Origin of the sequence: Aeromonas sp. S18(2024) (assembly GCF_041402525.1) — a bacterium.
Lineage (GTDB): Bacteria > Pseudomonadota > Gammaproteobacteria > Enterobacterales > Aeromonadaceae > Aeromonas > Aeromonas enteropelogenes.
Window position 1 is genome coordinate 274,724 of the sequence record NZ_JBGLQV010000003.1, and the last position, 15,702, is coordinate 290,425.

At 59.5% G+C, this 15,702-nt stretch carries 12 protein-coding genes; 5 read left to right on the plus strand and 7 right to left on the minus strand.

Annotated elements, in window-relative coordinates; all coding sequences use genetic code 11:
- Positions 1-139 precede the first annotated feature (139 nt).
- From clpX to tig, 3 genes are all read right to left on the minus strand, one after another.
- Complete coding sequence (gene clpX / locus ACB034_RS07465; protein WP_026457097.1) at positions 140-1,414, minus strand: ATP-dependent protease ATP-binding subunit ClpX; 1,275 nt, start codon at positions 1,412-1,414, stop codon at positions 140-142.
- 65 nt (positions 1,415-1,479) lie between these two features.
- Positions 1,480-2,103 (minus strand): ATP-dependent Clp endopeptidase proteolytic subunit ClpP, encoded by a 624-nt coding sequence (clpP, locus tag ACB034_RS07470; protein ID WP_042029161.1) that lies wholly within the window; start codon positions 2,101-2,103, stop codon positions 1,480-1,482.
- 86 nt (positions 2,104-2,189) lie between these two features.
- Positions 2,190-3,500 carry a trigger factor gene (gene tig / locus ACB034_RS07475; RefSeq protein WP_026457098.1) on the minus strand — a complete coding sequence of 437 codons (1,311 nt, stop codon included), beginning with the start codon at positions 3,498-3,500 and terminating at the stop codon, positions 2,190-2,192.
- Positions 3,501-3,951: 451 nt separating this feature from the next.
- Between tig and ACB034_RS07480 the strand changes: the two genes are divergently transcribed.
- A complete protein-coding gene (locus ACB034_RS07480) occupies positions 3,952-4,386 on the plus strand; it encodes a YccF domain-containing protein (protein ID WP_026457099.1) in 435 nt (144 codons plus the stop codon).
- 94 nt (positions 4,387-4,480) lie between these two features.
- Positions 4,481-5,071 (plus strand): 5'-deoxynucleotidase, encoded by a 591-nt coding sequence (yfbR, locus tag ACB034_RS07485; RefSeq protein ID WP_216992205.1) that lies wholly within the window; start codon positions 4,481-4,483, stop codon positions 5,069-5,071.
- A gap of 86 nt (positions 5,072-5,157) precedes the next feature.
- On the opposite strand, the gene lolE is transcribed toward yfbR, so the two are convergent.
- From lolE to ACB034_RS07500, 3 genes are read right to left on the minus strand one after another with little or no spacing between them, the layout of a single operon-like run.
- Positions 5,158-6,399 (minus strand): lipoprotein-releasing ABC transporter permease subunit LolE, encoded by a 1,242-nt coding sequence (gene lolE / locus ACB034_RS07490; protein ID WP_216992204.1) that lies wholly within the window; start codon positions 6,397-6,399, stop codon positions 5,158-5,160.
- Positions 6,399-7,097 carry a lipoprotein-releasing ABC transporter ATP-binding protein LolD gene (gene lolD / locus ACB034_RS07495; protein WP_042029164.1) on the minus strand — a complete coding sequence of 233 codons (699 nt, stop codon included), beginning with the start codon at positions 7,095-7,097 and terminating at the stop codon, positions 6,399-6,401. The genes lolE and lolD overlap by 1 nt, the downstream gene beginning before the upstream one ends.
- A gap of 55 nt (positions 7,098-7,152) precedes the next feature.
- Positions 7,153-8,388: a lipoprotein-releasing ABC transporter permease subunit gene (locus ACB034_RS07500; protein ID WP_216992203.1), complete on the minus strand. Its 1,236-nt coding sequence runs from the start codon at positions 8,386-8,388 to the stop codon at positions 7,153-7,155.
- Between the two features lie 76 nt (positions 8,389-8,464).
- On the opposite strand from ACB034_RS07500, the gene ACB034_RS07505 reads away from it, so the two are divergent.
- Together ACB034_RS07505 and mfd are read left to right on the plus strand one after the other, a co-directional pair.
- Entirely contained in the window at positions 8,465-9,040 is a 576-nt protein-coding gene (locus tag ACB034_RS07505; RefSeq protein ID WP_026458638.1) for a PilZ domain-containing protein, read from the plus strand.
- A 47-nt stretch (positions 9,041-9,087) separates the two neighbouring features.
- Complete coding sequence (mfd, locus tag ACB034_RS07510) at positions 9,088-12,549, plus strand: transcription-repair coupling factor (protein ID WP_371172499.1); 3,462 nt, start codon at positions 9,088-9,090, stop codon at positions 12,547-12,549.
- A 71-nt stretch (positions 12,550-12,620) separates the two neighbouring features.
- On the opposite strand, the gene fbp is transcribed toward mfd, so the two are convergent.
- Positions 12,621-13,655: a class 1 fructose-bisphosphatase gene (fbp, locus tag ACB034_RS07515; protein WP_042069570.1), complete on the minus strand. Its 1,035-nt coding sequence runs from the start codon at positions 13,653-13,655 to the stop codon at positions 12,621-12,623.
- Between the two features lie 382 nt (positions 13,656-14,037).
- Between fbp and ACB034_RS07520 the strand changes: the two genes are divergently transcribed.
- Entirely contained in the window at positions 14,038-15,663 is a 1,626-nt protein-coding gene (locus ACB034_RS07520; RefSeq protein WP_371172500.1) for a peptide ABC transporter substrate-binding protein, read from the plus strand.
- The last annotated feature ends 39 nt before the right edge of the window (positions 15,664-15,702 follow it).

Below are 15,702 nucleotides of genomic sequence, written 5' to 3' on the forward strand. Positions count from 1 at the left end.
ATGTCCTCTCGGCTTGTTATACCGTTGGCAAAGCGCTTGGCTGAGTATATGGGGGCGCTTAGACGAGATTCAATCGCCGAAACCGTAAAAAGCATGAAAGGGGCAAAAAGCCCCTTTCATTTGATTAAAAATCAGACAGTTATTCTGATGCGGCTGCCTGGGTCTCGGGATTTTCGTAGATCATCAGGGGCGCAGAATCCCCCTTGATCACGGTCTCGTCGATGACCACCTTGCTGACCCCTTCCAGGGAAGGCAGGTCATACATGGTATCGAGCAGCACGGCTTCCACGATGGAACGCAGACCACGGGCACCGGTTTTGCGCTCCATCGCCTTGCGGGCAATGGCGTGGAGTGCATCTTCACGGAACTCGAGCTCGACCCCTTCCAGATCGAACAGGGCTGCGTACTGCTTGGTCAACGCGTTCTTCGGCTCCTGCAGGATTTGGATGAGGGCAGCCTCGTCCAGCTCGGTCAGGGTCGCGACCACCGGCAGACGGCCGATGAACTCGGGGATCAGACCATACTTGATCAGATCTTCCGGCTCCACCTTGGCAAAGGTCTCGCTTAAAGTAGCCTTGGCATCCTTGGATTTCACCTCGGCACCAAAACCGATCCCGGTTCCCTTGACGGAGCGCTGCTCGATCACCTTGTCCAGACCGGCAAAGGCACCGCCGCAGATGAAGAGGATCTTGGAGGTATCGACCTGCAAGAACTCCTGCTGCGGATGCTTGCGACCACCCTGGGGCGGCACGGAAGCGATGGTCCCTTCGATCAGCTTGAGCAGGGCCTGCTGTACCCCTTCCCCGGACACGTCGCGGGTAATGGAGGGGTTGTCTGACTTGCGGGAGATCTTGTCGATCTCGTCGATGTAGACGATGCCACGCTGGGCTTTTTCCACATCGTAGTCGCACTTTTGCAGCAGCTTCTGGATGATGTTCTCCACGTCCTCACCCACGTAACCGGCTTCGGTCAAGGTGGTGGCATCGGCCATGGTGAAGGGGACATCCAGCAGACGAGCCAGGGTTTCAGCCAGCAGGGTCTTGCCGCTACCGGTCGGGCCGATCAGCAGGATGTTGGACTTGCCAAGCTCTACACCACTGTTTTCGCCGCTGTTGCGCAGACGCTTGTAGTGGTTGTAGACGGCAACTGCCAACACCTTCTTGGCGTACTCCTGCCCGATCACATAGTCATCGAGATGAGCACGGATCTGATGAGGGGTTGGCAGCTCGTTACCATCGCGCTTGGGAGAGATCTCGCGGATCTCCTCGCGGATGATGTCGTTGCACAACTCGACACACTCATCACATATATAGACGGAAGGGCCAGCGATCAGCTTGCGCACTTCATGCTGGCTTTTGCCGCAAAAAGAGCAGTAGAGCAGCTTATCACCCTCACCCTTGCGTTTCTCTGTCATTCAGCAACCTCGTTTTATCAATAGAGGACGGCCTGTTGAGTTTACAACATACCGGAATTCCCTGCTCAGCCGCGCTGGCTCAGGACACCGTCAACCAGACCGTAGGCCACCGCCTGCTCGGCAGACATGAAGTTGTCACGATCGGTGTCACGTTCGATGGTAGCCATGTCCTGACCGGTATGGAAGGCCAGTCGTTCGTTCAGGGTATTCTTGATCTTCAGGATCTCCTGGGCATGGATCTGAATGTCAGACGCCTGGCCCTGGAAGCCGCCGAGCGGTTGGTGGATCATCACGCGGGCGTTGGGCAGACAGAAGCGTTTGCCCTTGGCACCACCTGCCAGCAGGAAGGCCCCCATGGAGCAGGCCTGGCCCATGCAGACAGTGCTGACGTCCGGTTTGATGAACTGCATGGTGTCATAGATGGACATGCCGGCAGTCACCGAGCCACCCGGAGAGTTGATGTAGATGTAGATATCCTTGTCCGGATTTTCGGACTCAAGGAACAACAACTGCGCCACCACCAGATTGGCCATCTGATCTTCGACCTGACCGGTCAGGAAGATCACCCGCTCTTTCAACAGACGGGAGTAAATATCGTAGGAACGTTCACCCTTGGCGGTCTGTTCGACCACGATGGGCACCAGCGCATTGCTGGGAGAATCGGTCACATCGTTATAGTTCTTGTACATAAGGCATTGTCCCTAAAATAAAATGGCCCGAGTGGAGATCACACGAGCCATTATACTTAACAGTCTTGACCTTAAGTCAAATGTTCTTAGGCAGCGGCACCAGACTTGTTGATCACTTCGTCAAAGGCAACTTCTTTCTCGGTCACTTGCGCTTTGGACAGGATCAGGTCGATGGCTTGATCTTCGATAGCCAGGTTACGAACGCCGTTCAGCATCTGCTCGTTCTTCTGGTAGTACTCGATCACTTCCTTCGGATCTTCGTAGGCGGTCGCCATGGATTCGATGATGCTGTTGACGCGAGCGTCGTCAGCCTTGATCTCGTTGGTGCGGATCACGTCACCCAGCAGCAGGCCTACGCGTACACGACGCTCGGCCTGAGCCTGGAACAGCTCGGCCGGCAGTTCCGGCGCGTTGCCGCCCTGGAAGCCACCGAAACGCTGCAGAGCTTGTTGACGCAGGGTGTCGATTTCCTGGGCAACGGCAGCTTTCGGCAGATCGATTTGGTTGGCTTCAACCAGACCGTTCAGTACCTGCTCTTTCACGCTGTTTTTCAGAGCCTGAGCCAGTTCGCGCTCCATGTTCTTGCGCACTTCGGCTTTCAGCTCTTCAACGTTGCCGCTTTCGATGCCGAAACGCTTGACGAACTCTTCGGTCAGCTCGGGCAGGATCTGCTCTTCAACCTTGTGCAGCTTGGACGCGAACTTGGCGGCCTTGCCTTTCAGGTTTTCGGCGTGGTAGTCAGCCGGGAAGGTCACGTCGATGGTGAACTCGTCGCCCGCTTTCTTGCCCATGATGGCGTCTTCGAAGCCTGGGATCATGCGACCGGCGCCCAGTACCAGGTTGAAGCCTTCGGCCTTGCCGCCGTCGAATTCTTCACCGTCAATGGAGCCCACGAAGTCCATGGTGACACGCATGCCGTTGGCGGCAGCGGCATCAACTTCGGACCAGGTGGCGTGCTGCTTGCGCAGGGTATCGATCATGTTGGCCAGATCTTCATCCTTCACGGAGGCAACCGGCTTCTCTACCTTGATGGACTCGAGGCCTGCAACTTCAAACTCCGGGTACACTTCGAAAGTGGCGGTGAACTCGAAATCCTGACCTTCTTTGATCTCTTTCGGATCCATGGTCGGGGCACCGGCCGGGCTCAGTTTGTTCTCGATGATGGCCTTGATGAAGTTGCTCTGCATCATTTCATCGGCAACGCGGGCGTTAGCCATGGCGCCAAACATCTTCTTGATGATGGCAACCGGAGCCTTGCCAGGACGGAAACCGTCGATGCGACGAGTTTTGGCCAGGCCATTCAATTCTTTGCGCACGGCGGCGTCAACGGTAGCGGCCGGTACGGTGATGGTAAGACGGCGTTCCAGACCCTGGGTTGTCTCTACAGAAACTTGCATTCTTCTACCTCGTTCAACTCAGCACTGTGTGCTGACCCTTTATTGCCCCTGGGCAAAGCCCGGAGTCTTCCTGTTTATAAAGACAACGATATGTCTTTGTGATGAGAAAATATGACGCGGCATTATAGCGGCGCACTTTGGTCGAGTCGAGCCACACATCCCCCGGATTGGGCTGAGTGCAAGCACAATTCGTGCAAAACTGCCCTTTATATGGGGAGAACCTGGCCCGACTTCAACCGGCAAGTGGCAATAATTTTGCGTTTGCTCACCTTTTTTCATTCGAATGCCGATTTGTTGCACATTTTCTAGGAAATAGAAAACCGCCAACCGATGATTGCCACAGTCACGACCCGGATTGTCCGGTCAAATAAGGATGAAACCAATCAATGATTGCGTCCCCTGCCCTCCCTCGCTATGGTGGCTGCCAAATTGATGTATCTGGAGTGACCACATGGCCTTTTTCCGCTTCTTGTTCAATCTGCTCTGGTTTGTACTGGGGGGCATCTTTATGGGACTGGCCTGGTGGCTGGCCGGATTGCTCTGTTTCGTATCGCTCATCGGTATCCCCTGGGGACGCGCCTGTTTCGTCATCGGCACCTTCACCTTCTTCCCGTTTGGCAAGCAGGCGGTCAACCGCAAGACCATGACGGGACTAAGTGACATCGGTACCGGGACCATGGGCCTGATTGGCAACATCCTTTGGTTCGTGCTGATCGGCGTCTGGTTGGCCATCGGCCACATCGCCTCGGCGCTGGCCTGTTTCGTCACCATCATCGGCATCCCGTTCGGGATCCAGCACCTCAAGCTGGCCCTGATCAGCCTGGCCCCCATCGGCCAGATGATAGTGACCAACCAGGAGGCCGAATCGGGCCGTTATATCCGCTGAAGCTGGTAAAAAGCAGGAGCAGGCGATGCCTGCCAGCGAAAAAAAGGGCAGACTAGGGTCTGCCCTTTTTCATTGTCCGTTGCCGAGGCTCATCATGTTACCCAGCCATTTTTTCGCCAATCTCGCCCGCATGAAGCTCATCTACCGCTGGCCATTGATGCGCAATATCCAGTCCGAAAATATCGCCGAGCACAGCCTGCAGGTGGCCATGGTGGCCCACGCCCTGGGGCTCATCAAAAACCGCCTGTTTGGCGGCCAGGTGGATGCGGATCGCGCCGCAGTGATGGCGCTCTATCACGATAGCAGCGAGGTGTTGACCGGCGATCTGCCCACCCCGGTCAAATATTTCAATCCCGAGATCGCCCGCGAATACAAGAAGATAGAACTGGCCGCCGAACAGCGCCTGCTCGCCATGCTGCCCCCGGAACTGGTGGAGGATTTTCGCCCCCTGCTGGACTCGGGTGCCCAGGACGGCGAGCTTACCAGACTGGTGAAAGATGCCGATACCCTCTGCGCCTATACCAAGTGTCTGGAGGAGATCAACGCTGGCAACCGGGAGTTCGAACCGGCCAGAAAACGCCTCGAGGCCATGCTGGAGGCGCGGATGAGCGAGGAGATGCGCTACTTTATCGACACCTTCGTGGCCAGCTTTTCCCTGCCGCTCGATGAGCTGAACGCCCACTGAGCATCAAACACCCCGATAGACAAAGGGCCCGCCGGTTTGCACCGGCGGGCCCTTCTCTTTTCACTTTCGTTCACACAGGCTTGGGATCAGTGGCCCAGCTCGCGGGACGGCACCAGTCCACTCGCCCGCCAGGCGGGATAGAGGGTCGCCACCAGGCTCATCAGAATGGCGGCACTGGTCACGATCACCAGATCCTGCATATGCAGCTCGGTGGGCAGGAAGTCGATGAAGTAGATGTCGGGGTTGAGGAAACGATGGCCGATCACGCTCTCGATGACCCTCATGATCTGGGTCAGCTTGCTGGAGAGCAGGCCGCCAAGCAGTGCCCCCAGCAAGGCCCCCGCCACCCCATTGACCATGCCCTGAATCACGAAGGTGAGCCGGATCTGACCGGGACTGGCCCCCATGGTCTTCAGGATGGCGATTTCGCTGCGCTTCTCGTTCACCGCCATCACCAGGGTGGAGACGATATTGAAGCAGGCCACCGCCACTACCATCAGCATCACCACATACATGACGGTGCGCACCATCTGGATGTCCTGATAGAGGTAACCCTGGCTGTTCATCCAGCTGCGAATGTAGACGTGGTAGGGGAACTGCTGGGCGGCGGCCACCGTGATGGACTGCGCCTTGAGCACGTCGCTCACCCGCAGGCTGAACCCCTCCACGCCGCTCCCCATGTCGGTGATGGCCTGGGCATCTTCCAGATGCATGAAACCGAGCAGGCCATCGAGCTGGCCGCCGATTTCGAGCAGTCCCACCACCGTCAGGGCTTCCCGTCTGGGATTCTTGATGCCCGCATCATCCCCGCCCTGGGGCAACAGCAGGGCGACCGAGTCACCAATGTTAACCCCCAGCTTGTCGGCGATGGTCTTGCCGAGAATGACCCCTCGCTCGCCGGGCTGCAGATCGCGAAGGCCTCGTCCCGTCATGTATTTGCCCGCATCCGACAAATTGGCCTCAAGCTCCGGCAGCACGGCGCGCAGTTGCACCCCTTTAAGGGCAGTGCCGTGCTCCAGCAGGCCGTTCATGCGGATCACCGGTGCCGCAGCCTCGACGCCTGGCTGAGCCAGCAGGTAATCGCGCAGACGGGGCCAGTCCGGCAACGGCCGCTCGACGGCATCCAGCTCCCCCTGCGGCACCACGGAGAGCACCCGGTTCTTGAGCTCGCGCTCGAAACCGTTCATGGCCGAGAGCCCCAGGATCAGCGCCATCACCCCGAGGGCGATACCGATGAGAGACGAGGCCGAAATAAAGGCGATAAACCCGTTGCGACGACGGGAGCGACTGTAGCGCAGGCCCAGAAAGAGGGGCAGCGGTTTGAACATCAGGCAACCTCCGCCATCACGCCGCTCACCAGGGTCACCCGGCGATGGAGTTTGGCCGCCAGGCTCAAATCGTGGGTCACCACCACAAACGCGGTGCCAAGCTCGCGGTTGAGTTCACAGAGCAACTCATAAACGGCGGTGGCACTGGCGTGATCTAGGTTGCCGGTGGGCTCGTCCGCCAACACCAGACTCGGTTCGTTGACCAGGGCGCGGGCTATGGCCACCCGCTGGCGCTCGCCGCCGGAGAGCTCGGAGGGGCGATGGTGCAGACGGTGGGAGAGCCCCACCCGACCCAGCATGCGGGTCGCTTTTTCGGTGGCCACCGCCACCGACTCGCCGGCGATGAGCAGCGGCATGGCGGCATTTTCCAGCGCGCTGAATTCGGAGAGCAGGTGGTGGAACTGATAGACGAACCCCAGCTCGCGGTTGCGAAATCTCGCCTGGGTACGGCTGTCCCAGCGGTGAATATCCTCCCCCTTGAACAGCACGGCGCCGCTGGAGGGGTTGTCGAGCGCTCCCATCAAATGCAGCAAGGTGGTCTTGCCCGACCCCGAGCTGCCCACCACCGCCAGCATCTCGCCGGGGGCAACACAGAGATCAATCCCTTTGAGGACCTGGGTCTCCAGCTCGCCCTCTTTATAGACATGGTTGAGGGCCTGGCAACGCAGCAGAGGCTCACAGGACAGGGCTTCATTCATAAACGGGGCTCCACTTACACCAGTGACCACACCGGCAATCACAATAGAAGATGAATCATTCATAACGCAGCGCCTCGGCCGGCTTCACTCTGGCCGCACGGGCTGCAGGATAGAGGGTGGCGCTGAAACTGAGCAGTACAGCCCCAAGCAAAATAGTGATGACCTGGGCAGGCTCCACGATCACCGGCAGGCCACTGCCGCCCGCCGCCATATAGAGGTTGAGCCCGAGGGCATTGAGCAGCGGGTTGAGTCCCAGGGTCAGGGCCAATCCAGCCAGCGCGCCAAACAGGGCGCCGATCACCCCGCTGGAGGCGCCAAGCACCATGAAGATCTTGACTATCCCTGTCTCGCTCATGCCCATGGTGCGCAAAATGGCCACCTCCCCTTCCTTGTCGGTGACCACCATCACCAGGGCGGAGAGGATGTTGAAGGTGGCGACCGCGATGATCAGCACCAGCATCAGCCCCATCATCCGTTTTTCCATAGCTACCGCCTGGAACAGCTCGCCCCGCTCACGGCGCCAATCCTGCCACTGCAGACCGTCGGGCAGCGGGGTCTTGATCACCTGATCGGCAGCGAAAGGATCATCGAGCCAGAGGCGAATGCCACCGACCGTTTCTATCGGCAGCCGCAACAGGCGCTGGGCATCCCCCAGCGCGATCAGGGCGATCTGGTTGTCCACGTCGGCCCCGACCCCGAAGATACCGGAGACGGTGAAGAGGCGCTGGGCCGGGACACGACCAAACGGGGTGAAGCGGGTTCCCTCGGTCAGGATCAGACGAACCTGGTCACCGATGGAGACGTTGAGGCGACGAGCCACCCCCTGCCCCAGCACGATCCGGTATTGACCGGCCTGCAGGGTATCGAGGCGCCCCCCCAGCATCTGGCTGTGAAGGATATCCCCCTTGGGCCAGCGGGCGGGATCGATCCCCTGCACACTCACCCCGGTCAACTGGCCGGGGCTTTGCAGCATCCCTTCGCTGTCGAGCATGGGGGCCGTGGCCACCACATGGGGCAGCTTGGCGAGATCCGGCAGGCCCTGGGGCGCTGCATCGATGCGGCCGGCCTGATTGGTGACCACCACGTGGGGGATCACCCCGAGGATGCGCCCCTTGAGCTGGCCTTCGAAACCGTTCATCACCGAAATAACCACCATCAGAGCCGCGACTCCGATGGCGATGCCAAAGGTGGAAAACAGGGAGATAAATGAGACGAAGCGGTTGCTGCGCTTCGAGCCTGCATAACGCAGGCCGATGGCCAGCGAAAGGGGCTGAAAAAGTCCGGTCTTCAAGGATATGTACGTTGCCAACAAAATAAGATACCGGATAATAAAGGGAAACCGTCTATGACAACAAGGGATAGCCTCCATGCAGGAACAGTTCTTCAGCGTCACTCATGCCACGCCGGTCAATGTGATCCCCATGCCGGCCGACTTTCAGCTGCCTTCACTGGAGGAGCTGGACGCTGAGCTGCCGGAGCCCTTTCGGATCGCCTCGGCCATCACCTCCATCGATCTGGTGACCACCCGCTTGCTGCGCAACCAGAATGATTCGATGCACGACCTCCTCGAGATCGTCAATCAGCAATCCCGCAAGATCGACATGATCATGAGCTATGTCCTCTCCTTGCAGGATCATCCCGAGCAGCGCTTCCACACCCTGCGTTTCGGTGCCGGCCAGCTCACCTATCTGCACCCCTACCACGGCCATGGCGATGTCCCTCAGCCACACCAGATAGTGCGCCTCAAGATCTTCTTGCGCGACGAGGCGGCCGCCATCTACTGCTATGGTCAGGTCAAGCAGGTCGAGGGGGGCGAGCACGGCAACCATGTGGTGCTCGACTATGTGCGGATCCGTGAAGATGACCGTGAGCTGCTGGTACGCGCCAGCCTGCATGTGCAATCAAAACAACTCAAGCTGCGCGCTCAGGAGCGTCAGCGTTAACCACAACGAACGTCAGCGCTAACAACCGCCAACGTTAAAAGAATCGAATGATGCCAATGACTCTACCCGCCTTGCCCGCCAAAGCGGGCCAAAAAATCACGCTTGGCCAGCTGGTCGGCAGCAGCCTCTCGCTGTTCGCCGCCCGCATCACGGGGGCGGCAGACCGTCCCGTCCTGCTGGTCACCGCCGATACCCCGAGTGCCCTGCGCCTCGAACAGGAACTGCAATACCTGCTGGCAGATGAGGGATGTCCCGTGCTGCTGTTTCCCGACTGGGAAACCCTGCCCTACGACACCTTCTCTCCCCATCAGGACATCATCTCCCAGCGCCTCGAGACCCTCTACAAGCTGCCGCAGATGAGCAAGGGGGTGCTGATCGTGCCCATCTCGACCCTGATGCTGCGCTGCGCGCCCCGCGCCTATCTCGACAAGTACAGCCTGATGGTGACAAGCGGCCAGCGCCTCAACCTGCAGCAGCTGCGCGGACGTCTTGCCGAGGCGGGCTACGTGGCGGTGGATCAGGTGCTGGAACACGGCGCGTTTGCCGCCCGCGGCTCATTGCTCGATCTCTTCCCCATGGGCAGCAACACCCCCTATCGCATCGACTTTTTCGATGACGAGGTGGACTCCATCCGCCCGTTTGATCCCGAGACCCAGCGCTCCAGCGAGCCGGTCAAATCGGTCAGCCTGTTGCCGGCCCGGGAGTTCCCCACCGACGAGAGCGCCATCGAGCTCTTTCGCGGTCACTATCGCGAACAGTTCGAGATCTCCCGCGCCGAGGGCTCCGTCTATCAGGAGGTGAGCAAGGGACGCTGGCCCGCCGGCATCGAATACTATCTGCCGCTCTTTTTCCAGGAAACCGCCAGCCTGTTCGATTACCTGCCACAGAGCACCTTGCTGCTCACCGTGGGGGATATTTACCCCGCCGCCCAGCGCTTCTGGAACGACATCGGCCAGCGTTATGAGGAGCGGCGCTGGGACAACACCCGCCCCCTGTTGCCCCCCCAGCAGATCTATCTGCCGGTGGAGCAGCTGTTCGCCGAGCTGGGTCAATATGGCGCGGTGCGGCTGCAGGAGGCTGCCACCGGTGGGGAAGCCGGCCAGCGGGATCTGCCCATCGCCCCCCTGCCCGACCTGCAACTCGATCACAGCAAGGAGCAGCCCCTGCTGGCGCTCAGCCAGTTCCTGCAAGGGTTTGCCGGTCGCACCCTGTTTGCGGTGGAGTCCGAGGGACGGCGTGAGGTGCTGGGGGACTTGCTGGCCCGCATCAATGCGCAGCCCAAAGAGTTTGCGTCTCTGGATTCCTTTGTGGCGAGCCGGGAGCACCACGGCCTGCTGGTGGCCCCACTCGAGCGTGGCTTCCTGCTCAGCGAAGCTGGCCAGGAAGAGCTGGCCCTTATCACAGAGAGCGAGCTGCTGGGCGGCAAGGTGCGCAGCAAACGGGCGCGGGAGAAGAACAAGAATTTAAGCTCGGATGCGGTGATCCGAAACCTGGGCGAGCTGACCCAGGGCCAACCGGTGGTGCATCTTGATCACGGTGTCGGCCGTTATCTGGGGCTGGAGACCATCGATGCCGGCGGCCTGCCCACCGAGTTTTTGACCCTGGAATACGCCGGCGGCGACAAGCTGTTCGTGCCGGTCACCAGCCTGCACCTTATCAGCCGTTATACCGGATCGGATAACCCGCCCAGCCATAAATTGGGTGGAGAGGCCTGGAGCAAGGCGCGGCGCAAGGCCGCCGAGAAGGTGCGCGACGTCGCCGCCGAACTGCTCGACGTCTATGCCCATCGCGCCGCGCGCGCCGGTTTTGCCTTCAAGCACGATAAAGAGGCCTATCGCCAGTTTGCCGCCGGTTTCCCGTTCGAGGAGACCGACGATCAGCTCAATGCCATCAATGCGGTGCTTGGCGACATGTGCCAGGCCAAGAGCATGGACCGACTGGTGTGCGGCGACGTGGGCTTTGGTAAAACCGAAGTCGCGATGCGCGCCGCCTTTGTCGCCGTGCACGGTGGCAAGCAGGTGGCGGTGCTGGTGCCCACCACCCTGCTCGCCCAGCAGCACTACGACAACTTCCGCGATCGCTTCGCCAACTGGCCGGTGCGGGTGGAGGTGTTGAGCCGCTTTCGCTCCGCCAAGGAGCAAAACGCCGTCATGAAGGAACTGGCCGACGGCAAGGTGGACATCATCATCGGCACCCACAAGCTACTGGGCTCCGATCTCACCTTCAAGGATCTGGGGCTGCTCATCGTCGACGAGGAGCATCGCTTCGGGGTGCGTCAGAAGGAGAAGATCAAGGCGCTGCGCGCGGACGTGGATATCCTCACTCTCACCGCGACCCCCATTCCGCGCACCCTCAACATGGCCATGTCCGGCATGCGGGATCTCTCGATCATTGCCACCCCGCCCGCCAAGCGCCTCGCCATCAAGACCTTCGTGCGCCAACACGAGCCGGCGGTGGTGCGTGAGGCTGTGCTGCGGGAGTTAAAACGCGGCGGCCAAGTCTACTACCTGCACAACGACGTGGAGAGCATCGAGAAGTGCGCGGCGGATCTCGCCGAGCTGGTGCCGGAGGCGCGCATCGGCATCGCCCACGGCCAGATGCGAGAGCGCGAACTCGAGCGGGTGATGTCTGACTTCTACCACCAGCGTTTCAACCTGCTGGTGTGCACCACCATCATCGAGACCGGCATCGACGTGCCGAGCGCCAACACCATCATCATGGACAGAGCCGACTATCTGGGGCTTGCCCAGTTGCACCAGCTGCGCGGCCGGGTCGGGCGTTCCCACCACCAGGCTTATGCCTATCTGCTCACCCCCCATCCAAAGCTGATGACCAAGGATGCGGCCAAGCGGCTCGAAGCCATCGCGTCGCTGGAAGATCTCGGCGCCGGCTTTGCCCTGGCCACCCACGATCTGGAGATCCGCGGCGCCGGCGAGCTCTTGGGGGACGATCAGAGCGGCCAGATAGAATCGGTGGGCTTTACTCTCTACATGGAGATGCTGGAGCAGGCGGTCGAGGCACTGAAAAATGGCAAGGAGCCGTCCCTCGAGCAACTGATGAGCCAGCACACCGAGGTAGAGTTGCGCCTGCCTGCGCTGTTGCCGGACGACTACATCCCGGACGTCAACATGCGCCTCTCCATGTACAAGCGCATCGCCAGCGCGGCGGACGAACAGGAGCTGCGGGAGTTGAAGGTGGAGATCATCGACCGCTTTGGCCTGTTGCCGGAGGCGACCAAAACCCTGATGGAGCTGGCGGCCTTCCGCCAGCGCGCCACCGCCCTTGGCATTCGCCGGGTGGAGATGAGCGAGCGCGGCGGTTATCTCGACTTCACCCAGGAGACCCGAGTCAACCCGACCTATCTGGTCAAACTCCTCTCCGAGCAACCACGCATCTACAAGATGGATGGACCGACCCGGCTGCGCTTCCAGGTGCCGACCCAGGATCGCGCCATGCGACTAAAACTGGTGGATGGCTTGCTGGCCGATCTCGCCAGCCACAGCCAGTAACCTGGCCACTCGGCCAATAAAAACGGGAGCCCTTGCGGCTCCCGTTTTTATTATCTGCGCTTTGCCTCGCATCAGCCCTGATTGGCAGGATCCTCGTGGGCGGAAAACTCCCGCATGAAGGCCTCAGCCCGCTCAACCATCTTGGTGGACCCGACGAAATAAGGGGTGCGCTGGTGCAGCTCGGTAGGCTTGATGTCCATGATCCGGCCAAAACCGTCGGAGGCCTTGCCACCGGCCTGCTCCACCAGAAACGCCATAGGGTTGCACTCATAGAGCAGGCGCAGCTTGCCGTTCGGGGAGTTGGTGCCGGACGGATAGATGTAGATGCCGCCCTTGAGCAGGTTACGATGAAAATCGGAAACCAGGGAGCCGATGTAGCGGGAGGTGTAGGGTCTGTGGGTCGCCTCGTCCCGTTCCTGGCAATATTTGAGGTACTTCTTCACCCCGTCCGGGAACTTGATGTAGTTGCCCTCGTTGATGGAGTAGATCTTGCCTTCCTGCGGAATGCGAATGTTCTCGTGGGAGAGGCAGAAGCAACCGATGGAGGGATCATAGGTAAAGCCGTTGACACCAAAACCGGTGGTGTAGACCAGCATGGTGGAGGAGCCGTAGACTACGTAACCGGCAGCGACTTGACGGTTGCCCGGCTGCAGGAAATCTTCCAGGGTCACCGGGCCGCCCTGCGGGCTGACACGACGGTAGATGGAGAAGATGGTCCCGACCGAGACGTTGACATCAATGTTGGAAGAGCCGTCGAGCGGGTCAATCAGCACCACATATTTGGAGTTCTTGGAGAGCGGCGAATCGAAGGCGACGAAGTCCTCTTCTTCTTCCGACGCCATGCCGCACACCTCGCCACGGGCTTCGAGGGCAGCCTTGAAGCGCTCGTTGGCATACACGTCCAGCTTCTGCTGCACCTCGCCCTGCACGTTCTCGGAACCCACGGAGCCAATGATATCCGCCAGCCCCGCCTTGTTGATCTCCCGGTTCACCACCTTGGCCGCCAGGCGGATGGAGCTGAGCAATGACGTCAGCTCGCCGGTTGCGGTTGGGTAATCCGCCTGCTTTTTGACGATGAACTCGCCCATGGTGATCATGTTTCGCATTGTTGGTCCTTTAAGGTCGTTCCCGTTGGCGTTGAAAACGTTTGCAAAGATCAGAAAAAAAGAAGCCGATCCTCGGCCGTGTTGTTTTGTAACCTAATGTAACGTCTGTTTTTTGTTTTTGCAGCGAATTAAGCGGGCTATTAAAACGCCAGAACTTGACAGGAAGTAGTGTCGCAAGTGCGAAAAAGCCAGGTCAACTGACCAATTTCGGCCTCTTAATTCGTGATAGAAAACCGTCAGTGTGCGCGTCACAGGCGCGATAAAGCAGGGCTCTTTTGACTCACTCCCATCATGGCGCCTCGTATCGGCCTGCCTCTTGAGATCCCGTCTTCAATCCCGCACACTGGCTGCGCTTTGGAAGCAAAAAACATAAGGATATTCAATGAAAAGGACTCTCATTGCCGGCATGGTTGCCGGTCTGTTCACCCTGGCGGTCCAGCCTGTGCTGGCTGCACACGTCCCGGCCAGCACCAAACTGCTGCCCGATGCCCAGCAGATCTACGTGACAAATATCGGTACCGAACCCACCACCATAGACCCCCAACTGGTGGAAGAGAGTGCGGGCAGTGCCATCGTCAACGATCTGTTCGAGGGGCTCTACACCCTGGATGGCGACGGTAAACCCCAGCCTGCTGGCGCGCTCGGCTACGAGCTCGACAGCACGGGGACTGTCTACACCTTCCAGCTAAGGCCCGAAGCCAAATGGTCCAACGGCGAGCCCGTCACCGCGGCCGACTATGTCTATGGCTGGCAACGGGCGGCGGATCCCAAGACCGCCTCCAACTACGCCTGGTTTATCGAGCTGACCGGTGTCACCAACTCCAGCGAAGTGATCCAGGGCAAGAAGACGCCGGACGCCCTGGGGATCAAGGCCCTGGATCCCCATACCCTGCAAATTACCCTGAAAAATCCGGTTCCTTTCTTCCTGAAAACCCTCTCCCACTACACCACCTTCCCGGCCCCCAGGGCCACCATCGACAAATATGGCAAGGAGTGGGTCAAACCTAGCAATATCGTCTCCAACGGCGCATTCGTGCTCAAGGAGTGGACCCCCAACGAGCGCCTGACCGCCGAGCGCAATCCCCACTACTGGGACAACCAGCACACCGTCCTTAACAAGGTGATCTATCTGGAGATCGTCTCGGAGACCGCCGCCTACAACCGCTATCGCACCGGTGAGTTGCACTACACCACCTACCCGCTGGAACAGTACAAGCACATCAAGAGCCAGAGCCCGGAGGAGCTGGTCAACGTCCCGATCCTCGCGACCTATTACTATGTGTTCAATACCCAGCGTAAACCGTTTGATAACCCCAAAGTACGCAAGGCGCTGTCCCTTGCCATCGATCGGGAGACCATCACCGACAAGATCCTGGGTCAGGGCCAGCTGCCGGCTTTTAGCCTGACGCCCCCCATCGTCGATGGCTTCGAGCTGAAAAAACCGGCCAGCGAGCTGATGAGCAAGGAAGAGCGGATCAAGCAGGCCAAGACACTGCTGACCGAAGCGGGTTATGGACCGGACAAACCGCTGGAGGTGGATATCCTCTACAACACCAACGAGGGACACAAAAAGATTGCCCTGGCCATCTCCTCCATGTGGAAACACAATCTGGGAGTCACGGCCAAGCTCAACAACATGGAGTGGAAGACCATGGTGTCGGTGCTCAATGAGGGGGATTTCGGGGTCAGCCGCTATTCGTGGAACGGGGATTACAACGATGCCTCGACCTTCCTCGACATCATGACGTCCAGCAGCAGTGCCAATAGCGGCAAGTGGGTCAACAAGGAGTATGACGCCCTGCTGGCCAAGGCGCACGACTCACAGGATGGCGCCGAGCGTAACCGTCTCTATCAGCAGGCAGAAGCCCTGATCGAGGCAGAGGCCCCCTTGGCGCCCGTCTACTTCTACGTCAAATCCCGGCTGCTCAAGCCGTTCGTCAAGGGCTACCCCTACCAGAACCCGCAAGATATCGTCTACAGCAAGGATATCTACCTGGTAGCCCAGTAATCTCTCTTCTGACAAAAACGCCTGCAGCTGTGCAGGCGT